At 71.1% G+C, this 20973-nt stretch carries 19 protein-coding genes; 4 read left to right on the top strand and 15 right to left on the bottom strand.

All coding sequences use genetic code 11. The features are described 5' to 3' along the window. Positions 1 to 2 precede the first annotated feature (2 nt). The 12 genes from pgi to ACLJPL_RS30735 form a co-directional block, all read right to left on the bottom strand. Positions 3 to 1655, bottom strand: a complete 1653-nt coding sequence (pgi, locus tag ACLJPL_RS30680) for a glucose-6-phosphate isomerase (protein WP_411084217.1) — start codon at positions 1653 to 1655, stop codon at positions 3 to 5. Between the two features lie 180 nt (positions 1656 to 1835). Next, positions 1836 to 2171: an RNA polymerase-binding protein RbpA gene (locus ACLJPL_RS30685; RefSeq protein WP_073880172.1), complete on the bottom strand. Its 336-nt coding sequence runs from the start codon at positions 2169 to 2171 to the stop codon at positions 1836 to 1838. Between the two features lie 109 nt (positions 2172 to 2280). Continuing rightward, the gene (gene secG / locus ACLJPL_RS30690) at positions 2281 to 2517 is read right to left on the bottom strand and encodes a preprotein translocase subunit SecG (RefSeq protein ID WP_411084218.1); all 237 of its coding nucleotides are present in this window, start codon (positions 2515 to 2517) and stop codon (positions 2281 to 2283) included. 115 nt (positions 2518 to 2632) lie between these two features. Beyond that, complete coding sequence (tpiA, locus tag ACLJPL_RS30695) at positions 2633 to 3409, bottom strand: triose-phosphate isomerase (protein ID WP_411084219.1); 777 nt, start codon at positions 3407 to 3409, stop codon at positions 2633 to 2635. A gap of 6 nt (positions 3410 to 3415) precedes the next feature. Further along, positions 3416 to 4627: a phosphoglycerate kinase gene (locus ACLJPL_RS30700; protein ID WP_411084220.1), complete on the bottom strand. Its 1212-nt coding sequence runs from the start codon at positions 4625 to 4627 to the stop codon at positions 3416 to 3418. A gap of 287 nt (positions 4628 to 4914) precedes the next feature. Then, positions 4915 to 5925, bottom strand: a complete 1011-nt coding sequence (gap, locus tag ACLJPL_RS30705) for a type I glyceraldehyde-3-phosphate dehydrogenase (RefSeq protein WP_411084221.1) — start codon at positions 5923 to 5925, stop codon at positions 4915 to 4917. Positions 5926 to 6163: 238 nt separating this feature from the next. Further along, positions 6164 to 7153, bottom strand: a complete 990-nt coding sequence (gene whiA, locus ACLJPL_RS30710; RefSeq protein ID WP_084745309.1) for a DNA-binding protein WhiA — start codon at positions 7151 to 7153, stop codon at positions 6164 to 6166. Further along, on the bottom strand, positions 7144 to 8178 hold the full coding sequence (locus ACLJPL_RS30715; protein WP_411084222.1) for a gluconeogenesis factor YvcK family protein: 1035 nt from the start codon (positions 8176 to 8178) through the stop codon (positions 7144 to 7146). Before ACLJPL_RS30715 ends, whiA begins: the two co-directional genes overlap by 10 nt. After that, positions 8175 to 9173: an RNase adapter RapZ gene (gene rapZ / locus ACLJPL_RS30720; protein ID WP_411084223.1), complete on the bottom strand. Its 999-nt coding sequence runs from the start codon at positions 9171 to 9173 to the stop codon at positions 8175 to 8177. Before rapZ ends, ACLJPL_RS30715 begins: the two co-directional genes overlap by 4 nt. After that, positions 9170 to 11230 (bottom strand): excinuclease ABC subunit UvrC, encoded by a 2061-nt coding sequence (gene uvrC, locus ACLJPL_RS30725; protein ID WP_411084224.1) that lies wholly within the window; start codon positions 11228 to 11230, stop codon positions 9170 to 9172. The genes rapZ and uvrC overlap by 4 nt, the downstream gene beginning before the upstream one ends. 146 nt (positions 11231 to 11376) lie before the next feature. Further along, positions 11377 to 12294 carry a hypothetical protein gene (locus tag ACLJPL_RS30730; protein ID WP_411084225.1) on the bottom strand — a complete coding sequence of 306 codons (918 nt, stop codon included), beginning with the start codon at positions 12292 to 12294 and terminating at the stop codon, positions 11377 to 11379. A gap of 4 nt (positions 12295 to 12298) precedes the next feature. Then, positions 12299 to 12955 carry a papain-like cysteine protease family protein gene (locus tag ACLJPL_RS30735; protein WP_411084226.1) on the bottom strand — a complete coding sequence of 219 codons (657 nt, stop codon included), beginning with the start codon at positions 12953 to 12955 and terminating at the stop codon, positions 12299 to 12301. A 227-nt stretch (positions 12956 to 13182) separates the two neighbouring features. On the opposite strand from ACLJPL_RS30735, the gene ACLJPL_RS30740 reads away from it, so the two are divergent. Then, a complete protein-coding gene (locus ACLJPL_RS30740) occupies positions 13183 to 14109 on the top strand; it encodes a hypothetical protein (protein ID WP_411084227.1) in 927 nt (308 codons plus the stop codon). Between the two features lie 144 nt (positions 14110 to 14253). On the opposite strand, the gene ACLJPL_RS30745 is transcribed toward ACLJPL_RS30740, so the two are convergent. Together ACLJPL_RS30745 and uvrA are read right to left on the bottom strand one after the other, a co-directional pair. Continuing rightward, the gene (locus ACLJPL_RS30745; RefSeq protein WP_411084228.1) at positions 14254 to 14682 is read right to left on the bottom strand and encodes a Rieske (2Fe-2S) protein; all 429 of its coding nucleotides are present in this window, start codon (positions 14680 to 14682) and stop codon (positions 14254 to 14256) included. Positions 14683 to 14878: 196 nt separating this feature from the next. Further along, positions 14879 to 17923 carry an excinuclease ABC subunit UvrA gene (gene uvrA, locus ACLJPL_RS30750; protein WP_411084229.1) on the bottom strand — a complete coding sequence of 1015 codons (3045 nt, stop codon included), beginning with the start codon at positions 17921 to 17923 and terminating at the stop codon, positions 14879 to 14881. A gap of 175 nt (positions 17924 to 18098) precedes the next feature. On the opposite strand from uvrA, the gene ACLJPL_RS30755 reads away from it, so the two are divergent. From ACLJPL_RS30755 to ACLJPL_RS30765, 3 genes are all read left to right on the top strand, one after another. Beyond that, complete coding sequence (locus ACLJPL_RS30755; protein ID WP_411084230.1) at positions 18099 to 18788, top strand: maleylpyruvate isomerase family mycothiol-dependent enzyme; 690 nt, start codon at positions 18099 to 18101, stop codon at positions 18786 to 18788. Positions 18789 to 18867: 79 nt separating this feature from the next. Then, a complete protein-coding gene (locus ACLJPL_RS30760; RefSeq protein ID WP_411084231.1) occupies positions 18868 to 19524 on the top strand; it encodes an MBL fold metallo-hydrolase in 657 nt (218 codons plus the stop codon). Between the two features lie 69 nt (positions 19525 to 19593). Beyond that, positions 19594 to 19800, top strand: a complete 207-nt coding sequence (locus ACLJPL_RS30765; protein WP_411084232.1) for a hypothetical protein — start codon at positions 19594 to 19596, stop codon at positions 19798 to 19800. Between the two features lie 66 nt (positions 19801 to 19866). On the opposite strand, the gene ACLJPL_RS30770 is transcribed toward ACLJPL_RS30765, so the two are convergent. After that, positions 19867 to 20868 carry a TerC family protein gene (locus ACLJPL_RS30770; protein WP_411084233.1) on the bottom strand — a complete coding sequence of 334 codons (1002 nt, stop codon included), beginning with the start codon at positions 20866 to 20868 and terminating at the stop codon, positions 19867 to 19869. Between the last annotated feature and the right edge of the window lie 105 nt (positions 20869 to 20973).

Genomic DNA, 20973 nt, shown 5'->3' on the forward strand with positions numbered 1-20973 from the left:
GCTCAGCGCCCCCGCAGCGTGCGGTACGCGGCGACCAGGGCGGCGGTGGAGCTGTCGAGCTCCCCGGCGCCGGCCTCCCCGGTGAGGACGGGCTCGATCTTCTTGGCGAGGACCTTGCCGAGTTCGACGCCCCACTGGTCGAAGGAGTCGATGTTCCAGATCGCGCCCTGGACGAAGACCTTGTGCTCGTAGAGCGCGATGAGCTGGCCGAGGACCGAGGGCGTCAGCCGGTCGGCGAGGATCGTGGTCGTCGGGTGGTTGCCCCGGAACGTCTTGTGCGGGACCAGCTCCTCGGGCACGCCCTCCGCGCGGACCTCGTCGGGCGTCTTGCCGAAGGCGAGGGCCTGGGTCTGGGCGAAGAAGTTGGCCATCAGCAGGTCGTGCTGGGCGATCAGTCCGGGCAGCAGGTCGTGGACGGGGGCGGCGAACCCGATGAAGTCCGCCGGGATCAGCTTGGTGCCCTGGTGGATCAACTGGTAGTAGGCGTGCTGCCCGTTGGTGCCGGGCGTGCCCCACACGACCGGTCCGGTCTGCCAGTCCACCGGGTCGCCCTCGCGGTCGACGGACTTGCCGTTGGACTCCATGTCGAGCTGCTGGAGGTAGGCGGTGAACCTGGACAGGTAGTGGCTGTAGGGCAGCACCGCGTGCGCCTGGGCGTCGAAGAAGTTGCCGTACCAGACGCCGAGCAGGCCCAGCAGGAGCGGGGCGTTCTCCTCGGCGGGAGCGGTGCGGAAGTGCTCGTCGACGAGGTGGAAGCCGTCCAGCATCTCGCGGAACCGGTCCGGGCCGATGGCGATCATCAGCGAGAGGCCGATGGCGGAGTCGTAGGAGTAGCGGCCGCCGACCCAGTCCCAGAATTCGAACATGTTGGCCGTGTCGATGCCGAACTCCTCGACCTTCTCCGCGTTGGTCGACAGCGCCACGAAGTGCCGGGCGACGGCGTCCTGACCGGCCCTCAGCTCGGTGAGCAGCCAGTCCCGGGCGGAGGTGGCGTTGGTGATCGTCTCGATCGTGGTGAACGTCTTGGAGGCGACGATGAACAGCGTCTCGGCCGGGTCCAGGTCGCGGACGGCCTCGTGGAGGTCCGCGCCGTCGACGTTGGAGACGAACCGGACGGTGAGCGAGCGGTCCGTGAAGGAGCGCAGCACCTCGTACGCCATGGCGGGGCCGAGGTCGGAGCCGCCGATGCCGATGTTGACGATGTTCTTGACGGGGCGGCCGGTGTGGCCGGTCCACTCGCCCGCCCTGACCTTCTCGGCGAAGGCGGCCATCCTGTCCAGGACGGCGTGCACGGCGGGCACGACGTTCTCGCCGTCGACCTCGATCACGGCGTCGCGCGGGGCGCGGAGCGCGGTGTGCAGGACGGCCCGGTCCTCGGTGGTGTTGATCTTCTCGCCGCGGAACATCGCGTCCCGCAGCTCCGCGACCCCGGTGGCGGCGGCGAGCTCGCGCAGCAGGCGCAGCGTCTCGTCGGTGACCAGGTGCTTGGAATAGTCGAGGTGGAGGTCGCCGACCCTGAGGGTGTAGGCGGAGCCCCGGTCCGGCGTCCGCGCGAACAGCTCGCGCAGCCGGGTGGCGCCGAACTCCTCACGGTGCTTGGCGAGAGCCGTCCACTCGGGGGTCTGGTTGAGCCTGGTTCGGATTGCTGCGTTCATCCCGGATATCAGCCCGCTTCTTCTCGTCACTACGCTTCCCCGCTGCCCCTCCAACCTAATTGATCGAGGAGGCGGGTGGCGCGGACGCGGGGCGCGGCACGGGAAAGCGGTCCGGCCGGACGCCTCTTGGGCGTCCGGCCGGTGAACGACTGGGGGGTCCGTGGAGCTGTGCGGGGATCGCTAGATCTCGCCGCGGAGCTTGGCGAGCGCTTCCGCGAGGATGGCCTCGCCGTCCTCGTCGCTGCGCCGCTCGCGTACGTACGCGAGGTGCGTCTTGTACGGCTCGGTGCGGGGCGGGTCCGGCGGGCTGTCCCGGTCCTGGCCGGCCGGGAAGCCGCAGCGCGGGCAGTCCCAGGTGTCCGGCACCTGCGCGTCATGGGCGAAGCTCGGCTGCGTCTCGTGCCCGTTCGAGCACCAGAAGGAGATGCGCAGGCGCGGCGCGGACTCGCCCCGCTCGGCCTCACCCATCGGCCCCGCTCCGACCCGGCTTCCCCGGATCGCGTTGCCACTTGCCACGGTCGTAACTCCCTGCGTGATGGTGCTCGAGGATGCCCCAGTCTACGTAAGGCCCAACGCGCGTCCAGTGAAAGGAGTTACACCGTCACCGGGAATCGCGGACGGCGGGTCAGCCGTCCAGCTTGACCAGCAGGCCGAGGACGACGACGCACGCGAACCAGATCAGACCGACCACCACGGTGATCCGGTCGAGGTTGCGCTCGGCTACCGAGGAGCCGCCGACGGAGGACTGCATTCCGCCGCCGAACATGTCGGAGAGGCCGCCGCCCTTGCCCTTGTGCATGAGCACCAGCAGCATCAGCAGCAGGCTGAAGACGATCAGAGCGATCTGGAACGCCATAACCACGGCTGGTCCCTACTTTCCGGAATTCTCGACTACTGCCTGTACGTACCGCGGGGGCCGGAGGGTGACTGCCCTCTCGGCCCCCGCAAGGGTACGACGGATCCGCGCTACCGCATACTCACTGGTCGCGGAAGCGGACGATCTTGACGAACTCGTCGGCGTCCAGCGCCGCGCCGCCGATCAGGGCCCCGTCCACATCGGGCTGGGCCATGATGGCCGCCACGTTGCCGGACTTCACCGAGCCGCCGTACTGGATGCGGACGGCGTCGGCCAGCTCCGGGGAGTACAGCTCGGCCAGCCGGCGGCGGATCGCACCGCAGACCTCCTGGGCGTCCTCGGGGGTGGCGACCTCGCCGGTCCCGATCGCCCAGACCGGCTCGTAGGCGATGACGATGGACTCGGCCTGCTCGGCCGGGAGGTCCTTCAGCGCGCCGTCGAGCTGCGCGAGCGTGTGGGGGACCTGGTCGCCGGCCTTGCGGACGTCCAGGCCCTCCCCGACGCAGAGGATCGGGGTCAGGCCGTGCTGGTAGGCGGCCTTCACCTTGGCGTTGCAGATCTCGTCGCTCTCGCCGTGGTACTGGCGGCGCTCGCTGTGGCCGACCGCCACATACGTACAGCGCAGCTTGGCGAGCATCGCGCCGGAGATCTCACCGGTGTACGCACCGGAGTCGTGCGCCGAGATGTCCTGGGCGCCGTACTTGATCTTCAGCTTGTCGCCGTCCACCAGGGTCTGCACGGAGCGCAGGTCGGTGAAGGGCGGCAGGACGGCGACCTCGACGGCGTCGTAGTCCTTGTCGGCCAGGGCGAAGGCGAGCTTCTGGACGTGGGCGATGGCCTCGAGGTGGTTGAGGTTCATCTTCCAGTTGCCCGCCATCAGCGGGGTACGGGTGCTCATCAGGGGTCAGTCCTCCAGTGCGGCGAGGCCGGGAAGCGTCTTGCCCTCGAGGTATTCGAGGCTGGCGCCGCCACCGGTCGAAATATGTCCGAAAGCATTCTCGTCGAAGCCCAGGATGCGTACGGCCGCGGCGGAGTCGCCGCCGCCGACGACGGTGAACGCCGGGGAGTCGAGGAGCGCCTGGGCGACCGCGCGGGTGCCCTCGGCGTAGTCGGGGTGTTCGAAGACGCCCATCGGGCCGTTCCAGAAGACGGTGGCCGCGTCGGCGAGCTTCGAGGCGTAGAGCCGGCCGGACTCCGGGCCGATGTCCAGGCCCATCCGGCCGGCCGGGATGGCGTCGGCGGCGACCGTGTCCGGGTGGGCCGGGGCCTTGGTCTTCACGTCGGGGAAGGTCTCCGCGACCAGCACGTCGACGGGGAGCACGAACTCCACGCCGCGCTTCTCGGCCCGCTCGAGGTACTCCTTGACGACCGGGATCTGGTCCTCCTGGAGCAGCGAGGCGCCGACCTCGTGGCCCTGGGCCGCGAGGAAGGTGAACACCATGCCGCCGCCGATCAGAATGCGGTCGGCCTTCTCCAGCAGGTGGTCGATGACGCCGAGCTTGTCGGAGACCTTGGCGCCGCCGAGGACCACGGCGTACGGCCGCTTGACGTCGGTGGTGAGCTTCTTCAGCACGCCGACCTCGGTGGCGATGAGGTGGCCCGCGTAGTGCGGCAGCCGGGCCGGGAGGTCGACGACCGAGGCGTGCTTGCGGTGTACGGCTCCGAAGCCGTCGCCCACGTACACGTCAGCGAGCTCGGCGAGCCGGTCGGCGAACGCGCCGCGCTCGGCGTCGTCCTTGGACGTCTCGCCGGCGTTGAAGCGGAGGTTCTCCAGGACGGCGACCTGGCCGTCCTGGAGGCCCGCGACGGTGGCGCGGGCGGAGTCGCCCACGGTGTCGGCCGCGAAGGCGACGTCGGCGCCGAGGAGTTCACCGAGGCGCGCGGCGGCGGGCGCCAGCGAGAACACCGGGTCCGGGGCGCCCTTGGGGCGGCCGAGGTGCGAGGCGACGACGACGCGCGCGCCGGCCTCGGCGAGCCCCGCGATCGTCGGCAGGACCGCGCGGATGCGGCCGTCGTCGGTGATGGTGGTGCCGTCCAGCGGCACGTTGAGGTCGGCGCGGACGAATACCCGCCTGCCGGCGACCCCTTCGGTGAGAAGTTCGTCGATCGTCTTCATCTGTTCCGTTACTCCTTGGAAGGACCGATGAGCATGCTAGGCCGTGTCGACGAACTGCCGTCGTCCGGCCGGAGGCCGGGCCGCGCGGCGTCCGGTGCGTGCGACCGCAAGGCGCCGGAATGGCCTCGTAGCGGAGCTACTTGGCCATTCCGGCAAGGCTGCGGGCGTGCTTGCCGGGCGTCGCGCGGCAGACGGAAGTTCGTCGACACGGCCTAGGGGCTCGACCTGCGCCTCATTGCGCCGGTCGAGCCCCTCAGCTCACATCGATGTGCCTGCCGACCCGAGGATCAGAGCTGCTCGCCGACGAAGACCGTGAGGTCGACGAGGCGGTTGGAGTAGCCCCACTCGTTGTCGTACCAGCCGAGGATCTTCACCGTGTTCCCCTCCTGGACCATGGTCAGGGAGGAGTCGAAGGTGCAGGACGACGGGTCGCCGACGATGTCCGAGGAGACGATCGGGTCCTCGGTGTACGTCAGGAAGCCCTTGAGGTCGCCGTCGTCGGACGCCTTCTTGAACGCGGCGTTGACCTCGTCCTTGGTGACCTCGCGCTCCAGGGTGACGACGAGGTCGGTGGCGGAACCGGTCGGGACCGGGACGCGCATCGCGATGCCGTCGAGCTTGCCCTTGAGCTTCGGGAGGACCAGAGCGGTGGCCTTGGCGGCACCGGTCGTGGTCGGGATGATGTTCTCGGCGGCGGCGCGGGCGCGGCGCAGGTCCGAGTGCGGGAAGTCCAGGATGCGCTGGTCGTTGGTGTACGCGTGGACCGTCGTCATCAGGCCCTTGACGATGCCGAAGTTCTCGTCGAGGACCTTGGCCATCGGCGCCACACAGTTGGTGGTGCAGGAGGCGTTGGAGATGACGTGGTGGCTGGCCGCGTCGTACTTGTCCTGGTTGACGCCCATGACGATGGTGATGTCCTCGTCCTTGGCCGGAGCCGAGATGAGGACCTTCTTGGCGCCACCGGTGATGTGCTTCTCCGCGTCGGCCTTCTTGGTGAAGATGCCGGTCGACTCGATGACGATGTCGACGCCCAGCTCACCCCAGGGGATGTCGGCCGGGTTGCGCTCGGAGAGCACCTTGATGGTGTGACCGTCGACCGTGATGGTGTCGGCGGTGTGGCTGACCTCTGCCTTGAGACGACCCAGAATGGTGTCGTACTTCAGCAGGTGGGCCGTGGTCGCAGTGTCACCCAGGTCGTTGACAGCCACGATCTCGATGTCCGCACCCTGCTCCAGCAGCGCGCGGAAGTAGTTACGACCGATGCGGCCAAAGCCGTTGATGCCTACGCGGATCGTCACGAACCGATCTCCTCGTTAGGTACGCCGGTTTTCGACGCCGGCGAGTTGTATAGGGATGTCCCCGACCGCCTCCGACCCTACCTCTCCAAGTGCCCCGGGGTGACATCGACAGGGGCCGTACGCGCCACCGTGAGACGCCGGGAGGCCCGTACTCCCCAGTAGGGTCACGGGCCTCCGTTCGCGCTTCAGGACCTTGGTCCCGATGGCCGGGGACCAACGTCCCCCGGCCGCCACCGAGTCAGCCGACGAGGCCGTCCGCGAGCTCCTCGCTGAGGGTCGCCTCGGTCCCCGGGATGCCGAGATCCTGGGCCCGCTTGTCGGCCATGGCCAGCAGACGGCGGATCCGGCCGGCGACCGCGTCCTTGGTCAGCGGCGGGTCGGCGAGCGCTCCCAGCTCCTCCAGCGACGCCTGCTTGTGCTCCATGCGCAGCCGGCCGGCTGCCGCGAGGTGCTCGGGGACCTCCTCGCCGAGGATCTCCAGCGCGCGCCCCACCCGGGCCCCGGCGGCGACCGCCGCGCGGGCCGAGCGGCGCAGGTTCGCGTCGTCGAAGTTGGCGAGCCGGTTGGCCGTGGCGCGGACCTCGCGCCGCATCCGGCGCTCCTCCCAGGCCAGCACCGACTCATGCGCGCCGAGCCGGGTGAGCAGCGCGCCGATGGCGTCGCCGTCGCGGACGACGACCCGGTCCACGCCGCGCACCTCGCGGGCCTTGGCCGCGATGGAGAGCCGGCGGGCCGCGCCGACCAGGGCGAGGGCCGCCTCCGGGCCGGGGCAGGTGACCTCCAGCGAGGAGGAGCGGCCGGGCTCGGTGAGGGAGCCGTGCGCGAGGAACGCCCCGCGCCAGGCGGCCTCGGCGTCGCAGGTGGCCCCCGAGACCACCTGCGGGGGCAGGCCGCGGATGGGCCGGCCGCGGCCGTCCACCAGACCGGTCTGGCGGGCCAGCTGGTCGCCGCCCGCCACCACGCGTACGACATAGCGCGAGCCGCGCCGCAGCCCGCCGGGGGCCATCACGATCAGCTCCGAGCTGTGCCCGAAGATCTCGAGGATGTCGCGCTTGAGCCGGCGCGCCGCCATCGCGGTGTCCAGCTCCGCCTCGATCACAATCCGGCCGCTCACCAGGTGCAGCCCGCCCGCGAACCGAAGAATCGCCGAGACCTCTGCCTTCCTGCAGCAGGTCCGGGTGACGGGAAGCCGAGAGATTTCGTCCTTCACCGCTGGCGTCATCGCCATGGGCCGATCCTTCCATGCATCCGAAAAATACGGTCGTACGCGGCGGCCAACAGCTCCTGATCATGGACCGGAACGCCGTCGGGCGATGCCACCGGCGCCAGCTCGACCGCGGCGCCGAGCCGCCTGGCGGCGTCGTCGAGCGATGCGCGGTCGGGCACGGCTGCCTCGTCGGCCAGCACCACGTCCAAGGCGAGTTTAGGGGCGTGTCGTCCCAAAACCTCCAAATGACGCTGCGGTGAGAAGCCCTCGGTTTCACCGGGCTGTGGTGCGAGATTCAACGACAGGACCTTGCGGGCCTTCGTGGTGACCAGTGCGTCGAGCAGTTCCGGCACCAGCAGGTGGGGGATCACCGAGGAGAACCAGGAGCCGGGGCCGAGCACCACCCAGTCCGCGTCGAGGACCGCTTCGACGGCTTCCGGGACGGCCGGCGGGTCGGGCGGGACGACGTGCACGGACTGCACCTCGCCGGGGGTGAGCGCGACGGTGGCCTGGCCGCGCACGGTGACGATCGCGTCGGGCAGCTCGGGGTCGTGCCCCTTCACCAGCGCCTGGAGCTCCAGCGGCACGGCGGACATGGGCAGCACCCGGCCCTGCGCGCCGAGCAGCCTGCCGACCAGGTCGAGGGCCTGGACGTGGTCGCCGAGCTGCTCCCAGAGCGCCACGATCAGCAGATTGCCGACGGCGTGCTCGTGGAGGTCGCCCTTGGACTCGAAGCGGTGCTGGATGACCCGGGACCAGGTGCGGCCCCAGTCGTCGTCGCCGCAGAGCGCGGCCAGCGCCTTGCGCAGGTCGCCCGGCGGCAGGACGCCCAGCTCCTCGCGCAGCCGGCCGCTGGAGCCGCCGTCGTCGGCGACGGTGACCACGGCCGTGAGGTCGCCGGTGATCCGGCGCAGCGCCGTCAGGGAGGCCGAGAGGCCCATGCCGCCGCCGAGCGCGACGACCTTGGGCTGTCCGCCGCGCTTGCGGCCGGAGAGCGGCGCGCCGGCGCGGCTCAGCCGCCGCATCCGCAGATTGCGACCGGTCACTCTCGCCCCATGTCCCGGTGGACGAGGACGGTCTCGATCCCCTCGGAGGCCAGCCGGGCCGAGAGCTTCTCCGACATGGCGACCGAGCGGTGCTTGCCGCCGGTGCAGCCCACGGCGATGGTCACGTACCGCTTGCCCTCGCGGCGGTAGCCGGCGGCGATCAGCTGGAGCAGCTCCGTGTACTGGTTGAGGAACTCCTTGGCGCCGGGCTGGTCGAAGACGTAACCGGACACCTCCTCGTTCAGGCCGGTGAAGGGGCGCAGCTCCGGGACCCAGTGCGGGTTGGGCAGGAAGCGGCAGTCCACGACCAGGTCGGCGTCGACGGGCAGGCCGTACTTGTAGCCGAAGGACATCACCGTGGCGCGGAGCTCCGGCTCGTTGTCGCCGGCGAACTGGGCGTCCATCTTGGCCCGCAGCTCGTGCACGTTGAGGCTGGAGGTGTCGATGACCAGGTCGGCGTCGCCGCGCAGCTCGCGCAGCAGGTCGCGCTCGGCCGCGATGCCGTCGACGATGCGGCCGTCGCCCTGGAGGGGGTGGGGGCGGCGGACGGACTCGAAGCGGCGGACCAGGGCGTCGTCGGAGGACTCCAGGAAGACGATGCGCCGGGTGACGTGCTTGGCCTCCAGGTCCGCGAGGGACTCGCGGAGGTTGTCGAAGAACCGCCGGCCGCGCACGTCGACGACGACGGCGATCCGGGCCACGTTGCCCTGCGAGCGCGCGCCGAGCTCCACCATGGTGGGGATCAGCGCGGGCGGCAGGTTGTCGACGACGAACCAGCCGAGGTCCTCCAGACACTTGGCGGCGGTGCTGCGCCCGGCGCCGGACATGCCCGAGATGATCACCAGCTCGGGGATGGCCGGCACCGCCGCCTCGCCCGTCTCGTTCGTGGTGTTCGTACTCACGTCTGCTGCTCCGTCTGCTCGGTCGTTACGGTCGTGCGGCTGATCGGTCCGCTGCTCGGCGCCGTGGGCGCTCCCACGGGTGGGCTCGGTCATGACGCGCCCCCGTCGTCGTCTTCCATGATCTCTCCTGTGGCCGTGTTCACGGCAGGGGCCGCGGGAGCGGTCGAGGCGAGGGCGGCGGCCACCGATTCCGCCGTCCTGCGCCCTATCCCGGGGACCTCGCAGATCTCGTCGATTGTCGCCTGCCGGAGCTTCTTCACGGAGCCGAAGTGCTTGACGAGGGCCTGCTTGCGGGTCTCGCCGAGGCCCGCCACATCGTCCAGGGGGCTGGAGCGGATGCGCTTGGCCCGCTTGGCGCGCTGGTAGGCGAGGGCGAAGCGGTGGGCCTCGTCCCGGACGCGCTGGAGGAGGTAGAGGCCCTCGCTGGAGCGGGGCAGGACGACGGGGTCGTCGTCATCGGGCAGCCAGACCTCCTCCAGGCGCTTGGCCAGACCGCAGACGGCGATGTCGTTGATCCCCAGCTCGTCCAGCGCGCGCCGGGCGGCGGCGACCTGGGGCTGTCCGCCGTCGACCACGACGAGCTGCGGCGGGTAGGCGAACCGCTTGGGCCGGCCGTCGTCCTCCCGGGGTTCGTCCCGGGGTTCGTCGTCGGCCGGAGAGGCGGGGGGGAGGGCGGGGGCCGGGACGGGGCCGGTGGCGGCGGGAGCCCCGGACGCCGCCCCCGGCGTCTGCTCCCACTCCCCCGTGCGCTCCTTGTCCTGGAGGTAGCGCCTGAAGCGGCGGCCGATGACCTCGTGCATCGAGCGGACGTCGTCCTGGCCCTCGAAGCCCTTGATCTGGAAGCGACGGTACTCGCTCTTGCGGGCGAGGCCGTCCTCGAAGACCACCATGGAGGCCACCACGTCGTCGCCCTGGAGGTGGGAGATGTCGTAGCACTCGATGCGCAGCGGGACCGCGTCCAGGCCGAGCGCCTCGGTGATCTCCTCCAGTGCGCGGGAGCGGGTGGTCAGGTCGGAGGCGCGCTTGGTCTTGTGGAGCCCGAGCGCCTGCTGGGCGTTGCGCTGGACCGTCGCCATCAGGTCCTTCTTGTCGCCGCGCTGCGGGATGCGCAGGCTGACCTGGGAGCCCCGGCGCTCGGCGAGCCACTGGGAGACCGCGTCGGCGTCCTCGGGCAGGGCGGGGACCAGCACCTCCTTGGGGACGGCGTCGCCGCGCTCCTCCCCGTACAACTGCTGGAGGGCGTGTTCGACGAGGCCGGCGGTGTCGACCGCCTCGACCTTGTCGGTGACCCAGCCGCGCTGGCCGCGGACCCGGCCGCCGCGCACGTGGAAGATCTGGAGGGCGGCCTCCAGCTCGTCCTCGGCGACGGCGATCAGGTCGGCGTCGGTGGCGTCGGCGAGGACGACGGCGCTCTTCTCCATGGCCCGCTTGAGGGCCTCGGCGTCGTCCCGGAGGCGGGCGGCGCGCTCGTACTCCATCTCCTCGGCCGCCTGCGTCATGTCCTTCTCCAGGCGGCGGATGTAGGTGCCGGTGCGCCCGGCCATGAAGTCGCAGAAGTCCTCGGCCAGCTCCCGGTGTTCCTCGGGGGTGACCCGGGCGACGCAGGGGGCCGAGCACTTGTCGATGTAGCCCAGCAGGCAGGGGCGGCCGGTGCGGGCGGCGTTCTTGAAGACCCCGGCGGAGCAGGTGCGCACGGGGAAGACGCGGAGCATCAGGTCGACCGTCTCGCGGATCGCCCAGGCGTGCCCGTACGGGCCGAAGTAGCGCACGCCCTTCTTCTTGGCGCCGCGCATCACCTGGACGCGGGGGAACTCCTCGTTCAGCGTGACGGCGAGATAGGGATAGCTCTTGTCGTCCCGGTACTTGACGTTGAACCGGGGGTCGAACTCCTTGATCCAGGTGTACTCCAGCTGGAGCGCCTCGACCTCGGTGGAGACGACCGTCCACTCGACGGAGGCGGCGGTCGTGACCATCGTGCGCGTACGCGGGTGGAGTCCGGCCAGGTCCTGGAAGTAGTTGGCCACGCGCTGGCGGAGGTTCTTGGCCTTCCCGACGTAGATCACCCGGCGGTGCTCGTCGCGGAACTTGTAGACCCCCGGGGAGTCGGGGATCTGCCCCGGGCTGGGGCGGTAGCTGGAGGGGTCTGCCATGTCTCACACCCTACTTGCGGGCAGTGACAGTGCGTCGTCCTCGGGGGGTGGTGCGCTCCGGGGCGCGGGAGGCCGGCGGCAGCCCCGGAGCGCGGGTTCGCGGCGGGTGGGCGCTCCGGGGTGCGCGGGCCCCGGAGCGCTCCCGCTCAGGCGTCCGGCGCGGGGCTGTTCCGGGTGCGGACGCGGTGGCGTACGGCGGCTGCGCCGCAGAGGGCCAGCGCGAGCAGGGCCCCGGCTCCGGCCACCGTGGTGACGGCGGCGAGGCCGGTGCCGGGTGCGCCCGCCGCATCCGCGAGGACGGGGCCGGACGCGGCCTGTCCGGCGGCCGGGCCCGAGACCGGGCCCGGTGCGGCCTCCGGGGCCGCTCCGGTGTCCGTCACGGCCCCGGGGCCGTAGCCTCCCGCCTTGCCGGACCTGGCGTATCCGGAGCCGGGCAGCTTGTCGCCGTACGCCTCCGTGACCCGGGCCCGGTAGGCGTTCAGGGTCGTGCCCTTCGCGCCCACGGCGGCCTTGGCGTCCTCGTCCAGCGGGAGCACCCGGGAGGCGTCGTGGACGTACCAGGCGTCGATCTGCGGTTCCCGGAACACGGTGCCGCCGGGGAGCGCGCGGGCCCCTTGCGCGGTGTAGCGGGCCTCGTCGTCGCCGGTGGCGATGTTCACCACCTGCCACTTCCCGCTCCCGGCGGCCCCGGGGACGGTCCACAGGGATGCCTTCCGGCCGTCCGACGAGACGGCGGTGGCGGCGAGGTAGTCCAGGGTGCTGGGGGCCGCGCCCGGCTTCCCGGCGACGAACTCCGCCGAGAGCGTGCGTACGGGGACGGTCTTCGCCTCGATGCGCGGGGCGGCCGCCGTACGCGCCACCGCGCCCTCCCGGGCGAAGAACCGGGACAGGGTCTCCAGGGTCGCCGGTGCGGAGGCGGCGTCGTGGGCCGCTTCCAGGGTGGCGGCGGTCAGCTTCGGGGGCGCGGCGGGGCCCTCGTCGGCGGTGGCCGAGGGTGTGGCGGCGAGCAGGGCGGTGGCGGTGAGGGCGGTGGCGACGGCGAGGCGCCGGGTGGTCGCGGTCATGTCCTCACGCCCCGATCCGGTAGAGCGAGTGGGTCCAGGAGAACTGGTTGTTGTTCACGTACCAGGAGTGCGAGGCCCAGTTGTAGCGGTCGCTGGAGGGCCATGGGTCGCCCCAGTAGACCCAGCTGCCAGCGTCGTCGTAGCCGTAGATGACGTGCATGTGCCCGCCGCCGGACGACCACTGGATGCGGGTCTCGATGGGGCGCTGGGCCGCTATCTCGCTCTGCACGGTCGGGTAGCGCAGCCAGCCGGTGACGTAACTGCCGGGCCTCACCCCGGCCCAGGAGAGTCCGGTCTGGACGTTGCCCAGGGTGGCCTGCGAGTTGGGGCACTCGGTGTTCTGGGAGCGGTTGAAGGAGGCGTTGCAGAACTGGTTCTGCGAGTAACCGCGGCCGAACCAGGCGGCGATGGTGTTGCCGCCGGCCGCCCAGCACCAGTTGGTCTTCTGCTGGGCCTGCATGGTGATGTTGAGCCGCTGGGCGGCGGCGATGGAGACACCGCCGTCCTGGGCCTGGGGCTGGGCCGAGGACTGGACCGGAGGCTGGGCCGGGGACTGGGCCGCGGTGGCGGTGGCCGCGGGGACGGCGAGGAGGGCGGCGGCCAGAAGGGCCGTGAACGGGAACCTGCCGGGCCTTCGAGGCAGGATTCTTCGGTTGCGCATGGCGTTCCTCCCAAGGCGGGGGGCGGGGATCGGAGGAGCGCGTCCGGACGCTGATGAGGAGCATCGACCGTTGTCCGGAGCAGGTCAACACGCTTCAATGCGGAGTGACATCACGGTGTGAACGGCGCGACGCCCGTGTGAACGGCGCAGCCCGGTCACCTGCTCCCCCGCATCCCCCGGGGGCGGTGTCCCCTCTCCCCCACGTGAACGTTCACCGGAGGCCCGCCGTGCGGCACACCGAGAGAGAACTCGCCCAGGCCCTGGACACCGGCCCCTTCCATCTGGCCCTGCGCACGGCCCTCTCGGTGCGCGGGCTGCCGCTCCACCGGGTGCAGCACCATCTGGCGCACCGGGGCGTCAAGCTCGGGGTGACCAGCCTGAGTTACTGGCAGCAGGGCGTACGCCGTCCCCGCCGGCCCGAGTCGCTGCGGGCCGTCCGGGCGCTGGAGGACGTGCTCGCGCTGCCGGACGACTCGCTGCTGCGGCTGCTGCGGGGCGACGGTCCCGGTGCGGACGGGGAGCGCCCGGCGGCCCGCTCGTACCGCTCGCTGCTGGAGTCGTCGGGCGCGGTGGAACGGCTGCTGGCGGCGATGGAGTCGCCCGTGGACGGCGGGCTGCACACGGTGGGCCACCAGGAGCGGGTGCGGATCGGGGCGCGGCGCGAGCTGGCGGGCCGCTCCTCGCTCCATGTCGTACGGGCGCACCGGGACGGCGTCGACCGCTACCTGGCGGTCCACCGGGGCGACGCCGGGTGCGACCCGTCGCGGATCGCCGTGCGGGCCGGGGAGAACTGCCGGACCGGGCGGGTGCGCTGGGACGGGGACGCGGGGGTGCTGGTGGCGGAGCTGCTGTTCGACACCCGGCTGCGCCGCGGCGAGACGTACCTCTTCGGCTACGGCTTCGAGGACGGTACGGGCGGGGCGAGCGACGAGTACGTCCGCGGCTTCACCTTCGGCGGCGGGCAGTACGTGCTCCAGGTCGGCTTCGACGAGGCCGCGCTGCCGGTGCGGTGCCGCCGGTTCGAGCAGTCGTCGGCGGGGGCGGCGCGCGCGGCCCGGCGGGACCTCACGCTGACCGGCAGGCACCGGACGGTGCACGTGGTGGAGGAGGGGGCGGGGCCGGGCCTCGTCGGCATCGACTGGGACTGGGACTGACCCCGGCGTCGCGTGGGGCGTGCTTCCGTACGCGGGTGGGGCGTCCGGGCGCGGTCGAGGAGTCCGTGTACGCCGTTGAGTTGAGGCGTCCCCGGGCGCGGCTGAGGCGTCTGCGCGCGGCTGAGCCGTCCGTACGCGGTGGTGTCAGGCTCCGGGGCCCGCGACGAGCTTTCCGCCGTCGGCCGTGACCGGGACGGCGGGCAGCGGCACGGTGGCCGGGCCCTGGACGACCTTGCCGGTGGTCGTGTCGAAGCGGCTGCCGTGGCAGGCGCAGTGGCCCTCGGTGCCCTCGACCTTGGTCAGGACGCAGCCGCCGTGGGTGCACTGGGCGCTGAACGCCTTGTACTCGCCCTTGGCCGGGCAGCTGACGACGAGGCGCTGCTCGCGGTAGAGTTTCGCGCCGCCCACGGGCACCTCGGAGGCTTCGCCGAGGTCGACGGGGGCGGTGGGGAGGGGCGACTTGGCGTGGCCGAGCTTGGACTCGGTCGAGCAGGCGGCCGCTCCCAGCCCGGCGGCGCCGGCGAGCGCGGCGCCCTTCAGCACGGTACGGCGGGCGGCGGGCAGGCCGGGCATGCGGACTCCACGGGTCGTTGTGCGGGGTGGGGCGGGCGTCGCCGAGCGGGCCGGGAAGCGGCGAGGGCCGTTGCCGCCGGTGACGGAAGCGACGATACCGGCGGGGAACGGGCGGCCTGCGGCCGGGCCGGTATCCCGCCTGCCCGCCACGCGACCGCGGCCCCCTCCTGGACGGGAGGGGGCCGCGGTCGTCGGCTCACGCCTTGCGGGCGCGCGTCGCCTTCTTCGCGGTGGCCTTGGTGGCGGCGGCCTTCGTGGCCGTCGCCTTCTTGGCCGCCGTGACCTTGGTGGCCGCCGTCTTCGTGGCCGCCGCGGTCTTCTTGGCAGCGGCGGTCTTGCGGGCGGCGGTCTTACGAGCCGTCCCCCGGCCCGAGGGCACCGCGGCCTCGCTGATCCGGTCCGCGTCCAGGATGCCCTGGAGGAACTTCCCGGTGTGGCTGGCGGGGACCGAGGCGACCTGCTCCGGGGTTCCCTCGGCGACGACCAGACCGCCGCCGTTGCCGCCCTCGGGGCCCATGTCGATGACCCAGTCGGCGGTCTTGATGACATCGAGGTTGTGCTCGATGACGATCACCGAGTTGCCCTTGTCGACCAGGCCGGAGAGCACCGTGATCAGCTTGCTGATGTCCTCGAAGTGCAGACCGGTGGTCGGCTCGTCCAGGACGTAGACCGTGCGGCCGGTGGAGCGCTTCTGGAGCTCGCTCGCCAGCTTGACGCGCTGCGCCTCACCGCCGGAGAGGGTCGGCGCGGACTGCCCGAGCCGCACGTATCCCAGGCCCACGTCGTTGAGCGTACGGAGGTGGCGGGCGATCGCCGGGACGGCCTCGAAGAAGTCAAGGCCCTCCTCGATCGGCATGTCCAGCACCTCGGCGATGGACTTGCCCTTGTAGTGGACCTCCAGGGTCTCCCGGTTGTAGCGCGCGCCGTGGCAGACCTCGCACGGGACGTACACATCGGGCAGGAAGTTCATCTCGATCTTGATCGTGCCGTCGCCGGAGCAGTTCTCGCAGCGGCCGCCCTTGACGTTGAAGGAGAAGCGGCCCGGCAGATAGCCGCGCACCTTCGCCTCCATCGTCTCGGCGAACAGCCTGCGGACGTGGTCGAAGACTCCGGTGTACGTCGCCGGGTTGGACCGGGGGGTCCGGCCGATCGGCGACTGGTCGACGTGGACCACCTTGTCGACGAGGTCGTCGCCGTCGACCCGGGTGTGGCGGCCGGGGACCGACTTGGCGCCGTTGAGCTCGCGGGCCAGGTGGGTGTAGAGGATGTCGTTGACCAGGGTCGACTTCCCGGAGCCGGAGACGCCGGTGACGGCGGTGAGCACGCCGAGCGGGAAGGAGACGTCGATGTCGTGGAGGTTGTTCTCGCGGGCCCCGTGCACGGTGAGGCTGCGGGAGGGGTCGACCGGGCGGCGGACGTCCGGCGTCGGGATGGCCCGCTTTCCGGAGAGATACTGGCCGGTGATCGACTCCTTGTTGGCCAGCAGCTCCTTGAGCGAGCCGGAGTGGACGACCTTGCCGCCGTGCTCACCCGCGCCGGGACCGATGTCGACGACCCAGTCCGCCACCTTGATGGTGTCCTCGTCGTGCTCGACGACGATGAGCGTGTTGCCCATGTCGCGGAGCCGTACCAGGGTCTCGATCAGGCGGTGGTTGTCGCGCTGGTGCAGGCCGATGGACGGCTCGTCCAGGACGTACAGCACGCCGACCAGGCCGGAGCCGATCTGGGTGGCCAGCCGGATGCGCTGGGCCTCGCCGCCGGAGAGGGTGCCGGCCGCGCGGTTCAGCGAGAGGTAGTCGAGGCCGACGTCGACCAGGAACTTCAGCCGCTCGTTGACCTCCTTGAGGACCCGCTCGGCGATCTTCTTGTCGCGGGCGTTCAGCTTCAGCCGCCCGAGGAACTCGGCGCACTCGCTGATCGACATCGCGGCGACCTCGGCGATGGACTTCTCCATCACCGTCACCGCGAGCACGATCGGCTTGAGCCGGGTGCCCTCACAGGTGGGACAGGGCACCTCGCGCATATAGCCCTCGAAGCGCTCCCGGCTGGAGTCGCTCTCGGCCTCGGTGTGACGCCGCTTGACGAACTGCACCGCGCCCTCGAAGGCGGGGGTGGTGTAGGCGCGCTCGCGCCCGTACCGGTTGCGGTAGCGGACCTCGGTCTGGATCTTGTGGCCGTACAGCAGGGCCTTCTTGGCCCGCTGCGGCAGTCCGGCCCAGGGGATGTCCGTGCGGAAGCCGAGGGCCTTGGAGAGCGCGCCGATCAGCCGGCCGAAGTACTCCTTGGTGTGCCCGTGGGACCAGGGGTGGATGGCGCCCTCGTCGAGCGACTTCTCCTCGTCCGGAACGATCAGCTCCGGGTCGACCTCCATACGCGTGCCGATGCCGGTGCAGTCGGGGCAGGCGCCGAAGGGCGAGTTGAAGGAGAAGGAGCGCGGCTCCAGCTCCTCGAAGGAGAGGTCGTCGTACGCGCAGTAGAGGTGCTCGGAATACATCCGCTCGCGCTCGGGGTCGTCCTCGGGGAGGTCGACGAAGTCGAGCACGACCATGCCGCCGGAGAGGCCGAGGGCGGTCTCGACCGAGTCGGTGAGCCGGCGCTTGGCGCTGTCCTTGACGGTGAGGCGGTCGACGACCACCTCGATGGTGTGCTTCTCCTGCTTCTTGAGCGTGGGCGGCTCGGAGAGCTGGATGGTGGCGCCGTCGACCCTGGCCCGGCTGTACCCCTTGGTCTGGAGGTCGGCGAAGAGGTCGACGAACTCGCCCTTGCGCTCGCGCACCAGCGGGGAGAGCACCTGGAAGCGGCTGCCCTCGGGCAGGCCGAGGACCTTGTCCACGATGGCCTGCGGCGACTGGCGGGCGATGGGGCGGCCGCACTCGGGGCAGTGCGGCTTGCCGATCCGGGCGAAGAGCAGCCGGAGGTAGTCGTAGACCTCGGTGATGGTGCCGACCGTCGAGCGCGGGTTGCGCGAGGTCGACTTCTGGTCGATGGAGACGGCAGGGGACAGGCCCTCGATGAAATCGACGTCCGGCTTGTCCATCTGGCCGAGGAACTGCCGGGCGTACGAGGAGAGGGACTCCACATAGCGCCGCTGGCCCTCGGCGAAGATCGTGTCGAACGCGAGGGACGACTTGCCCGACCCGGAGAGCCCGGTGAAGACGATGAGGGAGTCACGGGGGAGATCGAGCGAGACGTTCTTGAGGTTGTGCTCGCGCGCGCCACGGACGATGAGACGGTCGGCCACGCCGGTCCGCACCTTTCTAGAGAGAAACGGGGGGAACTGAGCCCCCGTTCCAGGGTATGGGGGGCGCCACAGCGATGTAGGAAGTTTCCCTACCGAGCGTATAGCACGCACATTCGATTTATGGTCGCCGTTGGACTCCTTCACCCGAACGAGTGGCGGAGCTAGGCTCGGCCGCATGATTGATCATGCGCACGACCTGGGAGCTGTACGCGAGGCGACCGATCGGCTGCTCAGCGAAGCGGGCACGTGGGACAACGCCGCTGTCGCCGAGCCGTCACGGCTGCCCGGATGGAGTCGGGGCCATGTACTGGCCCACCTGTCACGTAACGCCGACGCGATCGGAAATGTTCTCCGGGGGCTCCCGATGTACGCGAGCAGCGAAACCCGGGACGCCGACATCGCCGCCGGCGCGCCTCGCCCGCTGGCCGAACAACTGGCCGACCTCAAGGAGAGCGCCGAACGCTTCGACGCGGCGGCCGCCGAACCGGCCGACTGGTCCCGTACGGTCACCCTGCGCAACGGAGTGACGGACACCGCGTCCCGGGTCCCCTTCCGCCGCCTGATCGAGCTGGAACTCCACCACGTCGACCTGGACGTCGGCTACGAGCTGGAGGACCTGCCGGATGCGTTCACCGAGCGGGAGATCGCCTTCCTCGCCGACCGCTTCACCGGCCACTCGGACGTCCCCGCCACCACCCTCGCCGACGACCGCGGCCGGACCTGGACGACGGGCGGCGGGGCGGCGGACGCTCCGGTGGCGGTACGGGGCACGGCCGCCGATCTGCTGGGCTGGCTGGCCGGCCGCCGCGACGGCTCCACGCTGACCGTGACCGGGGGCGCACTGCCCGCCCTGCCGCCGCTGTAGGGGCGGGGCCTGCCGGGGCCGGGCCGGGACTCTCCTCGGGAGCGGCCGGGCCTGGCGGGGACGGATTAGGCTGAGCCGCATGACGTACAGCGGAGCGGTGAAGGTCGGCGGACCGGCGAGCGTGCACGAACTGACGGGTCTGATGATCTCCAAGGTCGCCGTCGGCGGGATGAACAACAACGCCTATCTGCTGCGCTGCCGGGCCACCGGCGAGCAGCTCCTCATCGACGCGGCGGCCGAGCCCGCGACCCTCCTGGCGCTGATCGGTGACGACTCCATCGCCTCCGTCGTCACCACCCACCGGCACGGCGACCACTGGCAGGCGCTGGCCGAGGTGGTGGCGGCCACCGGCGCCCGGACGTACGCGGGCCGGTACGACGCCGAGGGCATCCCGGTCGCCACGGACGTGCCCGTGGAGGACGGCGACACGATCACGGTCGGCCGGGTCGAGCTGACCGCCCGCCACCTGACCGGCCACACGCCCGGCTCGATCGCCCTGGTCTACGACGACCCCCACGGGGCCCCGCACCTGTTCACCGGGGACTGCCTCTTCCCCGGCGGGGTCGGCAACACGCACCAGGACCCGGAGGCGTTCGCAAGCCTGCTGCACGACGTCGAGACGAAGCTCTTCGACCGGCTGCCCGACGAGACCTGGGTCTACCCGGGGCACGGCGACGACACGACACTCGGCGACGAGCGGCCGCACCTGCCCGAGTGGCGGGCGCGGGGCTGGTAGCCGACCGGGGGCCGGCGGGGGTGAGGTCCGGTCCGGGCGACTGTCAGACCCGGGTCGCAGGATCCCGGTATGACCTCGACCGGGCATTCCACCCCCTCCGTCGCCCCGGAAGCGGCACGTGTGGACCTGGGCCTCGACGGGCGTCGCCTGTCCTTCAGCGAGGGCTTCGCCGCCGCTGTCCGCGCATTCCTCACCGGCCTCGACCCGGGCATACGCACGGCAGCGGCCGGGGTGGACGGCTCGCACCGTGCCACCCCGGCCGCTGCCGGTGAGTGAGTCCCCGCACCGCCCCGGGGGCCTGTCCGGCGGATCAGGACCGGACAGGCTCTGGGCGGCCGGGCGTCAGCTGTTGACGCTCTCGGTTTCCTCGTCGGCCGCGTCGACGCTCTTCGCGTCCGCCGCGGCCTGCTTCTTGTTGGCCATCAGGCTGGTGATCGTCGTGATGACCAGCACGCCGCAGATGACGGTGAGCGAGAACGGGATGGAGATCTCCGGCACGTGCACCCCGGACTCGTGCAGGGCGTGCAGCACCAGCTTGACGCCGATGAAGCCGAGGATCACCGACAGGCCGTAGCTGAGGTGGACCAGCTTCTTCAGCAGACCGCCGATGAGGAAGTACAGCTGCCGCAGGCCCATCAGCGCGAAGGCGTTGGCGGTGAAGACGATGTACGGGTCCTGGGTCAGGCCGAAGATCGCCGGGATCGAGTCCAGCGCGAACAGCACGTCGGTGGTGCCGATGGCGAGCATGACCACCATGAGCGGGGTCAGGATGCGCTTGCCGTTGCGCTGGATGAAGAGCTTCGTGCCGTGGTACTGGTCGGCGACGCCGAAGCGCTGCTCGATCGACTTGAGGAGACGGTTCTCCTCGAACTCCTCTTCCTCCTCGCCGGCCCGCGCCTCCTGGATGAGCTTCCAGGCGGTGTAGATCAGGAACGCGCCGAAGATGTAGAACACCCACGAGAAGTTCGCGATCACGGCGGCGCCGGCGGCGATGAAGATCGCCCGGAGCACCAGCGCGATGAGCACGCCGATGAGCAGCACCCGCTGCTGGAGGTGCGAGGGGACCGAGAACTTCGCCATGATGAGGACGAAGACGAAGAGGTTGTCGACGCTGAGCGACTTCTCGGTGATGAAGCCCGCGAAGAACTCGCCGGATGCCTGGCTGTTGCCGAACACCAGCAGGCCGAGTCCGAAGACGACGGCCAGCGCGATCCAGACGATCGTCCAGATCCCGGCTTCCTTGGTCGACACGTCATGGGGCTTGCGCCCGATGAAGAAGTCGACGGCGATCAGGGCTGACAGCCCGAAGATGGTGAGGGCCCAAAGGGTCCATGAAACGTCCACTGCGCCTCCGGCAGTTCGCTACGGCTACTGATCAGCGTCGTCGCTGCCGGAGGTCTCTTCCGCCCTGGCACACGGGATGCGTGCCGGGCCGACGCCCCGGGACCG

The organism is Streptomyces sp. cmx-18-6 (genome assembly GCF_046548915.1).
GTDB lineage: Bacteria > Actinomycetota > Actinomycetes > Streptomycetales > Streptomycetaceae > Streptomyces.

Bases quoted from the DNA above. Each gene is read 5' to 3' on its own strand.
- pgi (WP_411084217.1), bottom strand. From the start codon at position 1,655: ATGAACGCAGCAATCCGAACCAGGCTCAACCAGACCCCCGAGTGGACG.
- tpiA (WP_411084219.1), bottom strand. From the start codon at position 3,409: ATGAGCACCCGTACCCCGCTGATGGCGGGCAACTGGAAGATGAACCTC.
- ACLJPL_RS30700 (WP_411084220.1), bottom strand. From the start codon at position 4,627: ATGAAGACGATCGACGAACTTCTCACCGAAGGGGTCGCCGGCAGGCGG.
- whiA (WP_084745309.1), bottom strand. From the start codon at position 7,153: ATGGCGATGACGCCAGCGGTGAAGGACGAAATCTCTCGGCTTCCCGTC.
- rapZ (WP_411084223.1), bottom strand. From the start codon at position 9,173: ATGACCGAGCCCACCCGTGGGAGCGCCCACGGCGCCGAGCAGCGGACC.
- uvrC (WP_411084224.1), bottom strand. From the start codon at position 11,230: ATGGCAGACCCCTCCAGCTACCGCCCCAGCCCGGGGCAGATCCCCGAC.
- ACLJPL_RS30730 (WP_411084225.1), bottom strand. From the start codon at position 12,294: ATGACCGCGACCACCCGGCGCCTCGCCGTCGCCACCGCCCTCACCGCC.
- ACLJPL_RS30735 (WP_411084226.1), bottom strand. From the start codon at position 12,955: ATGCGCAACCGAAGAATCCTGCCTCGAAGGCCCGGCAGGTTCCCGTTC.
- ACLJPL_RS30745 (WP_411084228.1), bottom strand. From the start codon at position 14,682: ATGCCCGGCCTGCCCGCCGCCCGCCGTACCGTGCTGAAGGGCGCCGCG.
- ACLJPL_RS30755 (WP_411084230.1), top strand. From the start codon at position 18,099: ATGATTGATCATGCGCACGACCTGGGAGCTGTACGCGAGGCGACCGAT.
- ACLJPL_RS30760 (WP_411084231.1), top strand. From the start codon at position 18,868: ATGACGTACAGCGGAGCGGTGAAGGTCGGCGGACCGGCGAGCGTGCAC.
- ACLJPL_RS30765 (WP_411084232.1), top strand. From the start codon at position 19,594: ATGACCTCGACCGGGCATTCCACCCCCTCCGTCGCCCCGGAAGCGGCA.